Here is a 16,809-nt window from a genome sequence, read left to right as displayed (position 1 = left end):
CTGCAACAAAAAATGTAGGGAATTTCAGATACTTAATGTAGCAGAAGCTACACCGTATCTGATCTCACTACCATCCCACACCTTAAGGAGTGGGCTTTCCCGTTCGTGAAAATCTGTAATTTATATTTAATTTTGATTATGTTATTTCAAATATCTTTTTGACAATAGGAAATGCTAGTTCGCAAAGACATGTTGTTGAAGCTTACACCCCTAACATTTCAGATGCCTTATACCTTTATAAAACAATATTGATAACAAATTTGTTGTAGTAACTTAGCTCATTTGCGAACAAAAAAAGGATAAAAAGAGCAACTTTATACTTTGCTCACTATCCTTCGTTTTATTATTATTTATAATGGCTAACAATTTAAGCACTTTTAATAGAACATACATCCGTTACTGTTTTTTAAACTACCAATTCTTTTTCTAGTTCCAACCTTAATTGATCGGGAATAGCCTCGCTTTGCTGGGTCTCAAAATTGAAATAGACAATCACAGCTTCTCCCTTTGCAATATGTTGATTCGTATGAGCATCAACAATTAAATGCTCTATTTTAAAGCTTTTTGTACCTACGTGCGATACTCTTGAAAAAATTCTTAATTGTTGATCAAAGAAAGCTTGATTAATAAAATCACATTTTATTGAAACTACAACATATTTCCAATCTTTAATATCACAATGTGGATCAAATTGCTTAAAATATTCAACCCTAGCTTCCTCTAAGTAAGTAAAATAACTAGTGTTATTGACATGTCCTAGTGCGTCTGTTTCAGAAAAGCGTACTTTTACGTTACATTCATGCATCATTTCATCATCCCTTCCACAACCTCTGCTTCATTTTTGTTAGGATTTAAATTATATTGATAATTTTAGCTGTTGACTCATTCTTCTATTATTCTATTTCTACATAGTATAGCTATATACCTTTTTTCTTTTAGCTTACTATCAACTTAAATCTCAACAATCAATTGGTATATGTTTAGTAGATTATTCCTAGTTATTTTGTTAATAACGATTGTTATTCTAATAGCTTTAATCGATCTAGAACAGTGGCTAGCTGTGCTCTCGTTACATGTTCGTTCACTCTGAAGTTTCCTTCACTGTTAGCTGTAAGAACTCCTTTATTCATCGCTTTGAGGATTGATTCCTCTGCCCAATGTCCTTCATAGTCTTTTTTTTCCACAGGTTCTTCATCCTCACCGATAAACCACGCTAACGACTTGCTGCCATTCAAAGTGTTTAAGTCAAGATTACCATTGTACCACGACACTTTTCCCTTACTAGTGTATTGCCAAATTTCACAAGGGTAGTCTGGTTTCTTTTGCTGAGTGCCATCGTTGCTACCGTATCGAGGAAGCCATAGGAAATCTGCGTTCACTTTATCCATACCGAAAGATTTATAAAGGTGATGACCTGTGTACAATCCTACTTTCCAGCCACTTGCCTTGCACACATCAATAAATGCTTGTGTAGCAGGTTTCATCTGTACAACAGTGGGCGTTGTTTTTTCCTCAACATCAACTACTAAAAACTTTGCATCTAGATCAATTCTACTAAGGAAATCACGCGCTTCTACAATTGCGTCGTTTTCACTGACAAACCTAGCGTATGCATAATGAGCAAATGGAATACCATGTTTTTTACAGTTTTTTACATGTTTGACGTATTCACGATCAATAACAGTAGAACCATATTGCACTCTAATAATCATTAACGCTACTTCTTCAGCAGCCTTTGTCCAATTAATATTACTAGTAATTTGATGGTGTGATACATCCACGATAAGTGTTTTGTTCATCATTTATCGACTCCTTATTTCACTATATGCAGTTAAATCATGTGTGCTTGTACAAAATCACTAAATAAATGAAATAATTCGCTCAGTTAAAAAAGTCGAATCCAAAATGAATCAGGATCCGACTTTTTCAACTACATAAGTATTCCTACAAAGCTAGCTACAGTTTTAGTAGAGTTTATGCTTATTAATAAACCCACTTTTTGTATACATTTTTGAATAGCACTTTTAGGATTAATGTTACATTGTTTCTATAATATTACAAAAGAAAAGATGGTACCAACTCTGATACTATCTCTTACATACGTATATTTGCGATTCATGTAAAAACAACCTTTAAAAACATGATGAGATTTTTAGTATAAGTAATATATTTACTAAACTGAAAACAGATTTGTTGGATGATTATAGTTAAGATACGATCCACAAGTTACTTGTATAATTCATATGACAAAGTCAATGCTTTGATCAGCGATATATTCAATCATTACTTTAATAAAAATCCATTCTTTAACGGATCATCTTCATCTACTAAGAATTGGTGTAGCCCTGTTACAAATGCAGATCCAGTTATTTGTATTGTAATTGCATCATTACCATCATAATTAGTAATAGAACTAATTTCTCCTACTAACTGACCACCTATTATACTTTCAAAAACAAGTTTGTCTTGATATTGAATATTGCCATAATGGTGCAATGCCGCCATTAAAGCGCTTGTACCGCTTACTGAAGGCGATCGATCAATATGCCCTGTACAGTTCATTACTAATAACTGTACTTTTGAATTATTTAACTGACTTTCGTCATATAATATCACTCCACTTATTTCTTTAACAGCTTCATCGCTATGGCTAGATAAAACCATTTCGATTTGTTTATTAATTTCTTTGACGATCTTGCGAATTGCTACTAAATTTGTAACATCAAGCTCTATTCCTATGTCACCAACCCTTACAATTGCATAGTATCCACCACCGTATGCAATTTCAACATTCAACACACGATGTGGAACATTTAATTGTATTTTCATCTTATCAAAATACGAAGGACTGTATTGAAGATATACTGATTCTACTGTTGTTCGATCAAATTGTGCGTGGGCTATGACCTTGCCAGCTACACTGTCGATAATTATATCTTTAGACATGCTATCAATGTCTATTAAACCTGTCTCTATAGCTACGGTTACAACTTCAATAATCCCTTGACCATATACAGAAGTATACCCTTCATTGTCGAAAAATATCATTCCAAAGTGAGCGTCTCCATGAACAGGTTCAGTAATCATACACCCCTTCATACCTGCATGCCCTCGTGGTTCTTTCATAAGAATATGACGTATAATTTCAAAGTGATTTGCCAAGTAATCTCTTTTTTCTTCCATCGTTTTCCCCCTTATTGGAGGAACTCCACCAGTGATGATTCTTAGCGGTTCACCTGCCGCGTGAACATCAACAGTTGTAATCAATTTGTTAAATTCCATTACTCCACCTCTTGTTGATCATATTAATGGGTTTTTCGCATTGATTGTTGCGTTTCGTTCTAACTTATAAGCTTGTTATATCTAGCGTTCATGGCATTTTTCTACTTTTAATTATTGGTGCTCTTATTAAGCCTCGTCTTACAGTCTATTATTATTAAAAATTGCAACAAATTTTGCTAAAGCCATTTTACCTAACAATCTTTTGTGATAATTACCTATATTACTCATGTCCCTCCATTGGTGGAATGAGTAAAAATCCGTCCTTAAGCTTATCTTTGGGATTGTAAAAGAAATTGTGCATCCCCATTACCCAAGCAGAGCCAGATATTTCGGTGATTACTGCTTCAACATTTGCTACTGAAGTCGTTTGTATTACTCTTCCTTTAAACGTCGTTCCAACGATACTCTCATGAATAAATAGCTCATTTAATGCTATCTCATGTTTTGCATACAATGTCGCAAGTTTTGCAGACGTTCCTGTACCACATGGAGAACGATCAATTCCACCAGGTGGGACGACTACCGTATTTTTCACGTGTGCATTTTGGTGACTCGGGTACGTAAAAAATTCCACATGAGTTAAGCCATTAATAAATGGATGTTCAGGATGAACAATTTCAGTACTTTCATTTATTTTATCTCGAAGTTTTACAGCTATTTCTACTATTTTTGATGCATTAGCAGGGTTGAGTTCTAGCCCCAATTTTCTAGCATCTGTAATTGCATAAAAATTCCCTCCGTATGCAATATCACAATGAATATCTCCATATCCATCGAGGTTAACGTTTATGCTTTTTAATAAGAAAGAAGGGATATTACAAAAGGCTACCTCAATTGCTTTACCATTTGAGATTGTTATATTGACCTTTACCAGCCCTGCAGGTGTATCTAATGTAAGACTTGTAATCGGCTCCAGAATATTAATCATTCCTGCTTCAACTAGTGCTGTGCAAACTCCAATTGTATCGTGACCACACATAGGTAAATAGCCGCCTGTCTCAATGTAAATCACGCCAATATCTGCTTCAGGGTGACAAGGCTCTGTGATTAAGGCACCTGACATCACATCATGTCCTCTCGGTTCGTACATTAAAAACTGCCGGATATAATCATAATTTTTTTTCATATATAGCATTTTGTCAGACATGGTTTTGCCCTTTAACTTTGGGAGACCATTAATTACAGTTCTTGTTGGATTCCCTCCTGTATGTGTATCAATTGTTGAAAACACCTGCCTTGCTTTCATTATTGTGTCACCCTCTCTTTAAAACGATCGTATCTAAGTGGTTTTAATGGAACTGCTGATTCTGGCTTTTCTTGTATAAGATCATCAATTAATTTTCCCGTGATTGCTGCCAAGCTGATCCCATCTCCTTCATGCCCAGCTGCTATAAAGAAATTTGGTATCTCTTCAACTTGTGAAATGATGGGTAAATGATCCTCAGTATACGGACGTAATCCTGCATATGTTCGAATGAGTGAGAAGTCAGCTAGCTTAGGGTAAAAACGAATCGCCCTCTTTGCCATACACTTTATCACTTCCATATCTACGGTCGTATTAAATCCGACGAACTGTCTGCTGCTCCCTATAAGAAAATTTTGACTGGCTGTTGGCTCAAAAACGAGGGCAACACCATACTTCTCTGTTGTCTCATCAACCATTCTTTTCCCACCGAATTTAGAAATTAAATAACCAAATTCCATTACTTTACGAAGACCAACTGGCTGTTGCCTTGCTGCAACGATGATATGTCCTTTTCTTGGTTTAATCGGAATAGTGATGCCCAACATTTCTCCTATTCTAGGTGCCCATACCCCTGCAGCGTTCACAACATATGTTGATGTAAAAGTTCCGTTAGATGTTTCTACTTTAAATTGATTATTCTTTGTTTTATTCACTTGTTTTACTTCAGTATGAGTAACAACTTGAGCTCCATACTTCCTCGCCCCTTCAAATAATGAAAATGTCATTAAATATGGGTTTACTGTTGAATCTGTTTGACATTCCACTCCTCCGAGTAGGTCATCAGCGAAATAAGGAGATTCTTGCTTTATATCAGATCGACCAAGCATACGAAACGGAAGTCCAGCTGCCTTCTGCCTTCTGACCCATTCTTCTGCTGCCACCATCTCCTGTTCATTTTCACAAACTAAAATACTTCCTGGTGCTCTATATTCAAAAGTGTGCTCTAATTCTTTACTTAATTGAGCAACGAGCCTCTGACTCTCAAGTGACATTTGACTATCAAATCCGGGGTCTTTATCAATTGCTAAGATGTTCCCATCACACCTTGATGAAGTTCCACTAGCTAGTTCCCCTTTTTCTAATACAGTTACATCATATCCTGATTTGGAAACGTAATATGCCACTGCGCTTCCTATTACACCTCCACCAATAACTAAGACTTCACAATGTTTTGTCGTACACATGATAGACTCCTTCCTAACTACAATTGCTTTAGTTACATAATGCAAGAAGTATACCAATGTAATAAAAATATAACATCATATATAAAATGAACACGCTAATAAAGATATCTAATTAAAATACCTATAATTTATAATTTAAATATTGTAAATGTTCTAACAATGAAATAAAATGAGTGTATAATATCTTTTAATGTGTAAAAAAAGACATACATAAAATAGGGGGGTACTAATGTCAATAACATGTACAAATGCCACTGATTTTATCGATACTGAGTTTTTATTATATTCAAAAGAAGAATTTAATGAACAGCATACATCTAACGAATTAACTAACATAGAAGATTCTCCAATGATCTTTGTCAAAGATCATGATAATTACTTTTTTGCACCTTTTGACAAATCCACAACACAGCTTGAAAAAGTCAGTTTAATTCCTGCAAATAGTTCTGTTGCTCATTTAATTAGTGAATTAACAAGCAGCAGTATCGTGCTTGTACAAAATACGAAAGAAGTCATTGGTTATGTTAGTATCAAGCGGTTTATAGATAAAATGTATTATTCCTACCAATCATTAAATGCCTACTTCGAAGCTGTTATCAATACAATCGATGCCTCAGTAACGGTTATCGATCATCAAGGCATCGTTCACGTTTGGACTGAAGGAGCTGAAAAAATTTTTTCTTTAAGTAAAGAGCAGATTTTAGGAAATCCGATCACCGATTTTTTTGACATAGACAAACTAGAAATCATGAAAACACTAAAGGAAGGCCGCTCTTTATATCGCCATCAACACAAACCTCGCTCAGACCTATTCGTCTTAATTAACTCAAATCCCATTCACCTAGAAAATGATATCGTTGGAGCAGTAGTAACCGAAATGGACATAACGAGTCAGGTTCGCCTAAATCAAGAATTATTTAATATGTCTACCAAAGTCCAACATCTTGAACAGGAAGTTGCAAAGTTAAATCGATTAAAAGATCCATTTGATACGATAAAAGGTAATAGCTCAGCGATAAAGAAAACCATTCAATTGTCAAAAAAAATATGCACAACAAATACAACTGTTTTAATTCTTGGTGAAAGTGGAGTCGGGAAAGAGTTATTCGCCAAAGCCATTCATGATACACGTGAACCTCATGATGCACCTTTTATTCCAATAAACTGTGGAGCCATTCCTTCATCATTGTTTGAAAGTGAATTATTTGGATATGCAAAAGGAGCATTTTCAGGTGCAGACCAAAAAGGTAAGAAAGGTAAAATTGAGCTTGCGATTGGTGGTACACTTTTTCTTGATGAAATCGGTGAAATGCCGCTAGACATGCAAGTTAAACTACTCAGAGTTCTACAAGAAAGAAAATTCTACCCAATTGGAGGAACAAGACAGATTAATGCTGATATAAACATTATCGCTGCAACGAATCGTGACCTAGACTCATTAGTAAAGCAAGGAGATTTTCGTCAAGATTTATTTTACAGACTAAATGTTGTCAGCATAAATGTTCCACCATTGCGAAAAAGACAAGAAGATATTGTAGAGCTTACGCATTACTTTTTATATGAATTTTCCATTAGATACAACCGTCCAATCCACGGTATATCTCAGACTGTGATGGAACAACTACTACAATATGATTGGCCTGGAAATATTCGAGAGCTACGCAATGTCGTGGAGAGATTAGTTGTTTTTAGCTCTGAAGGAAATATAAATCATGAAGATTTACCTTTTACAATTGATCCTATCAAAACAAGCGAATCGACATCATTTGCTCTTTCATCATCTGAAATCCTTTCACATGAGATCGGGACATTAAGTGACGAATTACATGCTCATGAGAAAAAGGTTATCTTACATGCTTTAAAATTGCATAACGGCAATAAGCTTGCATGTGCCAAGAGATTAGGAATTACACGAGCAACATTATACAATAGAATGAAAAAATTAAATATTCATTTATGAACCATCCTCCTGCTTCGGCATAAAACTTGCATTTGTTAGTAATAAGTTTATTCTAAACGTTTTTGAACATCAAAAAAGGAGTGACCTATTATGACCGAAGCACAAACGATCATATGTCGATGCGAAGAAGTAACCTACGAGGAAGTGTTCAATGCTATTCAACAATATAAGTGTTCCTCTCGAGAAATTAAACTAAGAACACGCGCTGGAATGGGCTGTTGTGGAGGTCGTACGTGTAGAATACTGCTTGAATCTCTCATTCAAGATTTTTCTCAATTTGAAACAGAGAAGCTACAGCCCTTAAAATATCAGCCACCTATTCGACCAATATCTTTTGGGCTGTTAGGTGAAAATAAATGACCGAAAAAAACCGTATCGTGAATCACCCAATCCTTGGCATATTAGAAGACAAAAAACGAATTACTTTTATGTTTGAAGGACAGGTTGTCAACGCTTATGAAGGAGATACGATTGCTGCTGCGTTATTAGCAAATAATATACGTACGCTACGGTATCATGAAGAGACTGCTACACCGAGAGGAATATATTGTAACATAGGACATTGTTTCGAATGCCGCTTGTCGGTCAATGGCAGGAATGGAGTTAGATCTTGCATAACCGTCGTTGAAGAAGGAATGAAAGTAGAAGCAAGTAAAACTCTACCGAGTCCGTTAAAGGGGGTGGAGCCAAAATGATTGATGTCGTTATTATTGGAGCAGGCCCAGCCGGATTAAAGGCAGCCATAACATGTGCTACATTTGGCTTACATGTAAAGATAATAGATGAGTTTGTGAAACCAGGTGGACGACTTCTCGGTCAACTTCATGAAGAACCGAATGGGACTTGGTGGAATGGTATAGAACAAGTGAACAATTTATTGGAGCAAGCCACAGCTAACGGCGTTACAATCGAATGTGGAGTATCTGTCCACCACCTTGAAAAAACTACAGATGGCTGGGTTATTCATACAAATAAAGAACAAATTATGACACCGACCGTCTTATTAGCAACAGGTGCCGCTGAATATGCAACACCAATTAAGGGGTGGACACTTCCTGGAGTCATGTCAATTGGTGCTGCACAGGTGATGACAAATGTTCATAGGGTGAAAGTTGGCCAAAGAGGAATTGTCATTGGATTAAATATTTTATCATTTGCAATAGCTCGTGAATTACAACTTGCAGGAATTGAATTGGCTAGTATTGTTCCTCCAAAGCTCAGTCAAATCACGAAAGAAACTGGGCATCCACATAAAATCATGGAGGCGTTACTTCGATATTCTCACCTTGCCCCATCAGTATTTCTTAGATTTGGGAGTAAATTAATAAAAAATCAAACTTTGCAAAGAATAGCAGTTGACTTTTACCCTAAAAGTGGCATATCAGTTTGGGGCATACCTCTACATCTACGTACTGCCGCTGTAGAAATATTTGGAGATACTAAAGTTGAAGGTGTTAAGCTTGTTAATATTACTTCAAGTGGTGAACCCATAAAGGGGACAGAAAGGGAATTACTTGTCGACTTTGTTTGTATTTCTGGCGGGCTATACCCATTAGCAGAATTAGCAGCTGTTGCGGGCTGTCCCTTCTACTATATTCCCGAATTGGGTGGCCATATTCCTTTACACAACGAAAGAATGAAAACACCATTGGATGGACTCTACGTAGCAGGGAACATTACAGGTATAGAAAGTTCTAAAGTTGCAATAGCTCAAGGAGATACCGCTGGATTATCAATTGTATCAGACTTAATGAAAAATAATGAGGCAATCGAAGAAAAGGTCAATGCATCAATTGTAAACATAGAACACGTTAGGCATAACTCAATCATCCAATTTCACCCTGGTATAAAGGAAGGTAGAAAAAAGTTAAATAAATTATGGACTGAACTACAAATGTCAATACCTTCAATATTATAAATAAATATACTAGTGATCATCGAACTTGAACATCAGTGAAAACTTATGGAGGCTCTCCCTAATAAAGAATCCCACCTTTAGCAGTGGGATTCTTATTTTCTCTCTTCTTATAGAACTGTGTTTATATTGATTGTGTTTTTCATGTTAAAAAATAAACACGTAATAAACAAGCGTTCGTAGCTTTTTTTCTTCTATACAACGATGAACATATAAAAAGACATTTTATGGTACTATTTTTTTTACAATAAAAAAGAACCTTTCCATCCACCCTATTGTATCAATCAAAATTCACAATAGGAATTCCACTTAAGTGATGACCACATTACCCTTCTTATGTCCTTTATCAACATATTCATGAGCTTCAGTAATTTGTTCCAATGGATAGCATCTATCAATAACCGATACTAGCTTTTCCTCCTCGATAAGCTTTTTAAGGAAGACTAAATCTTCAGTATTGCCTGGAGCTATCCCGCTTACAACTTTTTTGTCACCTACTATTGAGGTGCGCATCATTTGAAAAACTTGTGGATAATGAATAACTGCTAATACATAAAATCCGTTTTGTTTTAAAGACCTTTTACATTGTGAAAACTTGGTTTTGCCCACAGTGTCAAATATAATGTCATACGTATCAATATTTTGTGTGAAATCCTCAGTAGTGTAATCAATGACTTTATCCGCTCCTAAAGATCTCACCATTTCTACATTGCCTGTACTGCAAACTCCTGTTACTTCTGCCCCGAAGACTTTGCCAAGCTGTATTGCAAATGTACCAACACTCCCTGAAGCTCCATAAATAAGGATTTTTTGTCCACTCTTTATATTGCCTTTACGTAAGAAATACAATGCAGATACTGCTCCAAAGGGAACTGCTGCGGCTTCTTCGTAGTTCATATTACTTGGCTTAATTCCAATAGCTCCGTCTTCAGCTATGCTTATATACTCAACATAAGTGCCTTTCCCACTAAATCCATACACTTGGTCACCTATATTAAACCGTGTTACTTTACTACCTATTGAGACAACTTCCCCAGCAAGATCCATACCTAGTATATTTTTTTTTGGCTTTGTAAAACCTATCGCTAATTTAGAAATTGGCCACATTGGTAATGACTTTCTACTTCCTTGTCGCATCCTTGCATCTCCTGATGAAACAGTTCTTGCATGAACTTTGATCAACACTTCATTATCCTCGATAGTAGGCTTATCAAGTTCTTCTAGTCGAAGAACATCCGGTGGCCCGTACCTTTTATATATCATTGCTTTCATAAATCTCCTCCTTAATCAATAGTGGCAGTTAACCTCTAATTGAAGCTAATATATTATCTATATTACTAAAATATTCATAGTTCGGTAATATCTAAAACTGCTTGCGTGTTCATAAAATGAAATAAAGGATCGATTATTGACATATCTTCATAGTGCCGCTACAAATAAAAAAAGGCAGAGATACAATACCCTGCCCTTGTTATTTTCCTTTGCCATAGCACATAAATTAAGTAACTTTATTTAAGACTGAACCTTTCAAAGGTGTAAAGGAACTGTAAACTCTTCAACAAAGTTTAAAAAGAGTATTTAATTGCACAAGTTTTAATTGATGTATAGAAATCTAATGCAGCCTGCCCTTGTTCACGTGAATGAGAGCTTGATTGTTTCATACCACCAAATGGCGCTTGATATTCAACACCAGCTGTTTCTTGATTAACTCGAACCATACCCGCATCACTTTCATCAAGAAAACGATGTGCTTTCGATAGATTATCCGTAAATACTGAAGCACTTAACCCGTATACTGTCTCATTACATAAATGCATTGCATCTTCAAAGTCTTGTGCTTTTAACACAACCGCAAGCGGACCAAAGACCTCTTCTTGAACAAGTGTATGTTTAGGGTCAACTCCTGTCGCTAGCATAGGGCTAATATAGAACCCTTCTGATTCAATTGAACTCATACCCTCTCCAATAATCTCTGCCTCGGTGCGGGCTTGATTAATATATGCTGAAACGCTATCAAACTGTTCTTTTGATGCTACTGGTCCTAAGTATGAACTTGCATTTAAGGCATTTCCAGTAACAAGTTCAGAAACAGCTCGTTTCATTTGCGCAACAAACTTTTCGTAAACACTACTTTCTACAATTATTCTACTCGTAGCAGTACACTTTTGCCCAGCAGAACGAAAAGCACCACTTAGTATGATAGGGACTGTTTTTTCTATATTGGCATCATTTAGAACAATTGCTGCATTCTTCCCACCCATTTCAGTTTGATATTTAATATTTCGCTTTGCACATATACTAGCAACTTGTGTCCCTGTATTCGATGATCCTGTGAAACTAACTGCCTCTATGTCTACTTGTTCAAGTAGTGTCTTCCCAACAATACTTCCCTTACCGATTACTAAGTTTAATACTCCTTCAGGTAATTGGACTGTACTAAAAATCTCCATCATTTTTGTTGCTGTTAATGAAGCTATTTCTGCAGGTTTCCAAATTACTGTATTTCCACAGATGAGTGCAGGAGCTATTTTCCAAATAGGAATAGCTACAGGGAAATTCCATGGTGTAATTATTCCAACTACTCCTAAAGGAACACGCTTCGTATATTGAAGTACATCACTATCGGACGCAGGTATAACATTACCGTTTGAACGGACTCCTTCAGCTGCATAGTATTTTAATAGATTTACTGCACGTAATACTTCACCCTTCATCTCAGCAATTGGCTTTCCCATCTCTCGACTCGATAAAGTTGCAAGCTCTTCAATGTTTTTTTGCAAAGCATCTGCCATCTTGGATAAATACGAACCTCGAACAGCACTAGGTAGAGATGACCAAACCTTGAAGCCTTGCTTTGCCGCTGACTCTGCTTGTAACACATGACTTTCATTAGAGCAATGCACAACTCCAACTTCTTCGGTTAAATTAGATGGGTTATACACAACTTTTCTATCATCTACTACCGTAACGACTTCCCCACCTATCCAGTTTTTTGTTTCCAAACCTATCCCTCCTACTAATTCCAGTTTGTTTTTTTAATTAAGCCTGTTTTCGTATTAAGAATTAAACATCTACGCAACTAGAGTTCATGGCATCTTATTCTTCTGTACAACGATGACTAACAATTTATAACCATTTTTTATAGTACTAATTTGATTACAATAGCCACTCGGGCCTTTATGATAAAGTCGTTATTTAATAATTAACTTGGTACACCATTTAATAGCTAAAGGATTTTTGCATTTCATTTTAACAATTATTCGTGACATCTCTTCTTTGCTAAAAACTATAAAAAACCTACACGTCAGTTACTCAAATGTAGTAATAAATGTTTACAAAAAGAGCTTATAATCGTTATTGCTTTACAGTAGAAGCTGCTCGTTGAAAAGCTCTTTTAACATCTTCATATTCTTCGGTACTTAAAGGTAAGCGTGGAGGTCTTGTTGTACCCACTGGCTGTCCAGCTAATTCCATCATATATTTTATATATTGAACGAGCTGAGGGCTCGCATCATAATGAAATAAAGGGAGTAAATTTCTATATAACTCTATTGCCTCAGTCGCCCGACCTTCTCTACCTAGGCGAAACAACTCTACACTTTGTTTAGGTAAAGCATTTGGAACCCCAGCAATCCAACCAGTTGCGCCAGCTAAAGGACCTTCCAACGCTAAGTCGTCTACCCCAATTAATACTTCCAAGTCTGTTTTATCCAAAATGTCATGTACTCTTCGAATATCGCCACTAAACTCTTTTACAGCTTTAACGTTTTTCAACTTTGAAAGAGTTATTAATAATTCAGGAGTTAAATCAGTAGGATAGTCATGAGGATTATTGTATGCAATAATCGGAATACCTACTTCATTTAACGCTTCATAATGAGCAATGACTTCGTTTTGTAGAGGTTTATAATTTATAGGTGGTAAAGCCATAATGCCTGCTCCACCTTTGTCTTTTGCGAACTGTGCCCACTTTACTGCTTGCTCTGTAGAAGGTGCTCCAGTACCAACTACTACAGGAACACGAAAATTAGCAGCAGCAATGACCGTTTCAATTACTTTTGCACGTTCTTCAACTGTTAACGTAGCATATTCTCCTAATGAACCAGAAGGAACTAAACCGTCTACCCCTTGAGAAATTAACCAATTACATAACTCATATAAGCGCTTATAATCAACTTCATAAGTTTCAGTAAATGGAGTAACAACTGCAACGTACACACCTTCAAAATTTGCCATATAACATTCCCCTTTCTAAGAAAACATAGCGGTATTTTTATAAATTATACTCAAAGAAAGTTCTGCAAATTTCATGCCAATAATTAAACATTTGTATCATGTATTTTTATTTACATCGGATATATTCAGGGTGTATAAAAAAGCATACACCGTTAATTTTTTTATACACTTCCACTGCATAAAAGTTAACACTCTAACTATAAGCCACTTTGTTATGCCATTATTACCATATAAAAACGATTAGACGACCTTTTTACTTTGACCTCATTGTTTAGTAGCAAAATGTATATGAATTAGTTGATTTCTTATTGTAAAACTAGCAAAAATCAAAGACTCTATGAGTAAACTTATTAATATTTAACAATCAGAACACCTATCCACTCATTCTCCTAGGCTAATTAAAAAATTTGCATATTATCAACTAAACTAACATTCACGCACCACTAAAATAAATGTCAAATTCACCATAGCAAAACTTAACTAGTTAATATCACCCAAATATACTGGCGCATTTTCTTTTCGAATATATTTAACAATATATTTAGACAACTCTTTCGGATATATCCTGTATTGTTTTAAATCTTTTATATCCACCCATTCTAGCCCTACTTGGTAACTATCAGGATTTGTAGGAATTTTATTTGAACTCATTTTATTTACTAGACTACAAATAAAATAATATTCGATTTGATGAACTTTAAGATCATAAGCAGCATACTCATGGTTTTTGCCAATATATTCTCGAATATGAAGTAGTTCTCCAATTTGTACTTCTTGACCCACTTCTTCAATGCATTCTCTAATTAAAGCATTGCTAATCGTTTCACCATGCTCTTGACCACCACCAGGAAATAGATAATATAACCCATCATTACCTTCATTTTTTGTTAATAAAATTTTCTCCCCGTTAAAAATAATTGCTTTTGCAGAATTTCTAATATTCATTCTAGAACAACCCCTCCATCAAATATTGTTGAATTCATGTGCATAAAAAAACCATAGAGATTCGCTCTACGGCAAAGAATGTATATGTAGTTTTTTACAACTTATTCTCCATTAAAGATTTGCTACTATTTGTTACGAAATTAATAGCTGTTTAAATTATGTTTATCTTGATAATAATATAATTATTTCATTTCTATGTAAATACCATTTTTGGAATTATAATCATAAAAATGTAAAAGAGACCACAACCGTGGTCTTTGTTGATAAGCTAAATATTTTTTCAATAGAGTCAGCCATTATCCTTCATATAATCCATTATTTTTTGAGGCATTCTCTCGTTTCGTTTTTTCTTTTTGTGCACGATTTGCATTAGCACTTCCAAATTCATGGCTAAATTCAGTATCAATCGTACTACTGTCAAATCCTTGTTTATTTTTTTGTTCTGCATCATTTTTGTTCGTTCTTTTTGCCACTCCTAATTCCTCCTTAATAATAGTTGATTTACGCATCTATTATTATCAAGTCATGGTATAGTTATTCGTTTAGGAATGAAATTATTTATACAGCTAAATTGTAGGCTTACGAAAAAAATATACAGTAAATTATGAAGCTTTAATATAACTTATACAATGCTTGTGTTCCACTTTCCCCTTCACCTTTTTTTGCTAATTCGTCATACATTGATTTAGCTAGGCTTAACCCTGGTGTTTGCATTCCCATTGCTTCCGCCTCATTTAGCGCAATTCCCATATCTTTAATAAAATGTTTCACATAAAACCCTGGCTCAAAATTATCATCAATGATTCTCGGTGCTAAATTACTTAATGACCAGCTCCCCGCAGCTCCAAACGATATACTCTCTAACACTTTTGAAGGATTTAAGCCAGCTTTTTCTGCGTAAGCAACAGCTTCACAAACACCAATCATATTTGTAGCAATCGCAATTTGGTTACACATCTTAGTATGTTGTCCTGCCCCTGCTTCCCCTTGTAAAATAATGTTCTTGCCCATTATTTCTAAAATAGGTTTACAAGTTGTAAACACTTGCTCATCTCCACCTACCATAATCGTTAGCTGTGCCTTTTGTGCCCCAATATCACCACCAGACACCGGTGCATCTAAAGAGAATATATTTTTTTTCTTCGCTTCTTCATAAATTTTTTTAGCAAGAGTAGGAGTCGATGTCGTCATATCAATGACATATGTACCTGGTTTTACATGACTTAATATACCGTTATCTCCAAGATAAACCTCTTCTACATCATGTGGATATCCTACCATTGTAAAGATCACATTTGCTTCTTGTGCAAGCTCTTCAACGCTATTTCTCCACATAGCCCCTTTTTCCAATAGGTCTTGCGCTTTTGCCTTCGTACGCGTATATAGAGCAACTTTGTAACCCGCATCAACTAAATGACTTGCCATACTGTTACCCATTACACCCGTTCCGATAAAACCAATCTCTGTTTTTTCTTTTCTTAACATGTATAACATCCCCTTCACTATTTGCTCATATTATAATGTTTATGTTCATTATTTTATCATTTAATGCAATCAGTTGACTGTCACTAAGTTAAAATCATAACGATCTTTTTATACTTTGTTGCCATTGTTACCAAATTTGAACTGCAACATGTCGTTTACATGTTGGTCATCGTTTTACAAAAGAGAAGATGTCACAAACTCTAGTTGTGTATAGTTTTAAATCTTAGTACGAACAACAACAATTAATGCGAATACAGCCAATCATAAATAGAAATTACTTATAGTTAATTTTTGAAAACGCATATATCTTCAGAATGGAGACACTCCCACCTGATAAGAAAAAGTCTGTAGAGGTGAAGGGTTAAGCTCTTAAATCAAAGTAATATCTAAACTCCCCTCTTGAACAAGTCCTCGTTTTAAAAAAACCCCACACTTTGTAAAATGTACCCTATAGAGTAGACACTTAAAAAAAGTCTCCCTATAGGGTACATTTTTGTATAATGGAGAAACACAACTAGAGAAATACTTCGGATTGGAGAAAACTATGAGTAAAAAG

At 35.3% G+C, this 16,809-nt stretch carries 15 protein-coding genes; 4 read left to right on the top strand and 11 right to left on the bottom strand.

Going from position 1 to position 16,809, the window contains the following annotated elements; translation table 11 throughout:
• Nucleotides 1-406 precede the first annotated feature (406 nt).
• From ACSVDA_RS23535 to ACSVDA_RS23515, 5 genes are all read right to left on the bottom strand, one after another.
• Nucleotides 407-808, bottom strand: coding sequence for an acyl-CoA thioesterase (locus ACSVDA_RS23535; RefSeq protein WP_485886671.1), 402 nt, complete (start codon nucleotides 806-808; stop codon nucleotides 407-409).
• Nucleotides 809-1,019: 211 nt separating this feature from the next.
• Nucleotides 1,020-1,799, bottom strand: a complete 780-nt coding sequence (locus tag ACSVDA_RS23530; protein WP_485886670.1) for a GH25 family lysozyme — start codon at nucleotides 1,797-1,799, stop codon at nucleotides 1,020-1,022.
• Between the two features lie 484 nt (nucleotides 1,800-2,283).
• Entirely contained in the window at nucleotides 2,284-3,282 is a 999-nt protein-coding gene (locus ACSVDA_RS23525) for a proline racemase family protein (RefSeq protein ID WP_485886669.1), read from the bottom strand.
• Between the two features lie 220 nt (nucleotides 3,283-3,502).
• On the bottom strand, nucleotides 3,503-4,528 hold the full coding sequence (locus ACSVDA_RS23520; RefSeq protein ID WP_485886668.1) for a proline racemase family protein: 1,026 nt from the start codon (nucleotides 4,526-4,528) through the stop codon (nucleotides 3,503-3,505).
• Nucleotides 4,528-5,712 (bottom strand): NAD(P)/FAD-dependent oxidoreductase, encoded by a 1,185-nt coding sequence (locus tag ACSVDA_RS23515; RefSeq protein ID WP_485886667.1) that lies wholly within the window; start codon nucleotides 5,710-5,712, stop codon nucleotides 4,528-4,530. Before ACSVDA_RS23515 ends, ACSVDA_RS23520 begins: the two co-directional genes overlap by 1 nt.
• A gap of 229 nt (nucleotides 5,713-5,941) precedes the next feature.
• On the opposite strand from ACSVDA_RS23515, the gene ACSVDA_RS23510 reads away from it, so the two are divergent.
• From ACSVDA_RS23510 to ACSVDA_RS23495, 4 genes are all read left to right on the top strand, one after another.
• Complete coding sequence (locus ACSVDA_RS23510) at nucleotides 5,942-7,672, top strand: sigma-54 interaction domain-containing protein (protein ID WP_485886665.1); 1,731 nt, start codon at nucleotides 5,942-5,944, stop codon at nucleotides 7,670-7,672.
• An 87-nt stretch (nucleotides 7,673-7,759) separates the two neighbouring features.
• Nucleotides 7,760-8,032, top strand: coding sequence for a (2Fe-2S)-binding protein (locus tag ACSVDA_RS23505; RefSeq protein ID WP_485886672.1), 273 nt, complete (start codon nucleotides 7,760-7,762; stop codon nucleotides 8,030-8,032).
• Nucleotides 8,029-8,367, top strand: a complete 339-nt coding sequence (locus ACSVDA_RS23500; protein WP_485886663.1) for a (2Fe-2S)-binding protein — start codon at nucleotides 8,029-8,031, stop codon at nucleotides 8,365-8,367. Before ACSVDA_RS23505 ends, ACSVDA_RS23500 begins: the two co-directional genes overlap by 4 nt.
• On the top strand, nucleotides 8,364-9,590 hold the full coding sequence (locus tag ACSVDA_RS23495; RefSeq protein WP_485886662.1) for an NAD(P)/FAD-dependent oxidoreductase: 1,227 nt from the start codon (nucleotides 8,364-8,366) through the stop codon (nucleotides 9,588-9,590). Before ACSVDA_RS23500 ends, ACSVDA_RS23495 begins: the two co-directional genes overlap by 4 nt.
• Nucleotides 9,591-9,896: 306 nt before the next feature.
• Here the strand turns inward: ACSVDA_RS23495 and ACSVDA_RS23490 are convergent, their stop codons facing one another.
• The 6 genes from ACSVDA_RS23490 to ACSVDA_RS23465 form a co-directional block, all read right to left on the bottom strand.
• A complete protein-coding gene (locus tag ACSVDA_RS23490) occupies nucleotides 9,897-10,859 on the bottom strand; it encodes an NAD(P)-dependent alcohol dehydrogenase (RefSeq protein ID WP_485886660.1) in 963 nt (320 codons plus the stop codon).
• A 293-nt stretch (nucleotides 10,860-11,152) separates the two neighbouring features.
• Nucleotides 11,153-12,589, bottom strand: coding sequence for an aldehyde dehydrogenase family protein (locus tag ACSVDA_RS23485; RefSeq protein ID WP_485886658.1), 1,437 nt, complete (start codon nucleotides 12,587-12,589; stop codon nucleotides 11,153-11,155).
• 352 nt (nucleotides 12,590-12,941) lie between these two features.
• Nucleotides 12,942-13,823 carry a dihydrodipicolinate synthase family protein gene (locus ACSVDA_RS23480; protein WP_485886656.1) on the bottom strand — a complete coding sequence of 294 codons (882 nt, stop codon included), beginning with the start codon at nucleotides 13,821-13,823 and terminating at the stop codon, nucleotides 12,942-12,944.
• Nucleotides 13,824-14,303: 480 nt separating this feature from the next.
• Complete coding sequence (locus tag ACSVDA_RS23475; RefSeq protein WP_485886654.1) at nucleotides 14,304-14,768, bottom strand: NUDIX domain-containing protein; 465 nt, start codon at nucleotides 14,766-14,768, stop codon at nucleotides 14,304-14,306.
• A gap of 296 nt (nucleotides 14,769-15,064) precedes the next feature.
• Nucleotides 15,065-15,241 (bottom strand): hypothetical protein, encoded by a 177-nt coding sequence (locus tag ACSVDA_RS23470; protein ID WP_214481301.1) that lies wholly within the window; start codon nucleotides 15,239-15,241, stop codon nucleotides 15,065-15,067.
• 139 nt (nucleotides 15,242-15,380) lie between these two features.
• A complete protein-coding gene (locus tag ACSVDA_RS23465; protein WP_485886651.1) occupies nucleotides 15,381-16,253 on the bottom strand; it encodes an NAD(P)-dependent oxidoreductase in 873 nt (290 codons plus the stop codon).
• Nucleotides 16,254-16,809 lie beyond the last annotated feature (556 nt).

Source organism: Cytobacillus sp. Hm23, from assembly GCF_051842895.1.
Classification (GTDB): domain Bacteria; phylum Bacillota; class Bacilli; order Bacillales; family SM2101; genus Nanhaiella.
Note: the sequence above shows the minus strand (reverse complement) of the source record. Positions and strands in the feature narration are given on the sequence as shown.

Excerpts from the sequence above, each read along its gene's own strand:
- ACSVDA_RS23535 (WP_485886671.1), bottom strand. The coding sequence starts at position 808 with ATGATGCATGAATGTAACGTAAAAGTACGCTTTTCTGAAACAGACGCA.
- ACSVDA_RS23530 (WP_485886670.1), bottom strand. The coding sequence starts at position 1,799 with ATGAACAAAACACTTATCGTGGATGTATCACACCATCAAATTACTAGT.
- ACSVDA_RS23525 (WP_485886669.1), bottom strand. The coding sequence starts at position 3,282 with ATGGAATTTAACAAATTGATTACAACTGTTGATGTTCACGCGGCAGGT.
- ACSVDA_RS23520 (WP_485886668.1), bottom strand. The coding sequence starts at position 4,528 with ATGAAAGCAAGGCAGGTGTTTTCAACAATTGATACACATACAGGAGGG.
- ACSVDA_RS23515 (WP_485886667.1), bottom strand. The coding sequence starts at position 5,712 with ATGTGTACGACAAAACATTGTGAAGTCTTAGTTATTGGTGGAGGTGTA.
- ACSVDA_RS23510 (WP_485886665.1), top strand. The coding sequence starts at position 5,942 with ATGTCAATAACATGTACAAATGCCACTGATTTTATCGATACTGAGTTT.
- ACSVDA_RS23500 (WP_485886663.1), top strand. The coding sequence starts at position 8,029 with ATGACCGAAAAAAACCGTATCGTGAATCACCCAATCCTTGGCATATTA.
- ACSVDA_RS23495 (WP_485886662.1), top strand. The coding sequence starts at position 8,364 with ATGATTGATGTCGTTATTATTGGAGCAGGCCCAGCCGGATTAAAGGCA.
- ACSVDA_RS23490 (WP_485886660.1), bottom strand. The coding sequence starts at position 10,859 with ATGAAAGCAATGATATATAAAAGGTACGGGCCACCGGATGTTCTTCGA.
- ACSVDA_RS23480 (WP_485886656.1), bottom strand. The coding sequence starts at position 13,823 with ATGGCAAATTTTGAAGGTGTGTACGTTGCAGTTGTTACTCCATTTACT.
- ACSVDA_RS23475 (WP_485886654.1), bottom strand. The coding sequence starts at position 14,768 with ATGAATATTAGAAATTCTGCAAAAGCAATTATTTTTAACGGGGAGAAA.
- ACSVDA_RS23465 (WP_485886651.1), bottom strand. The coding sequence starts at position 16,253 with ATGTTAAGAAAAGAAAAAACAGAGATTGGTTTTATCGGAACGGGTGTA.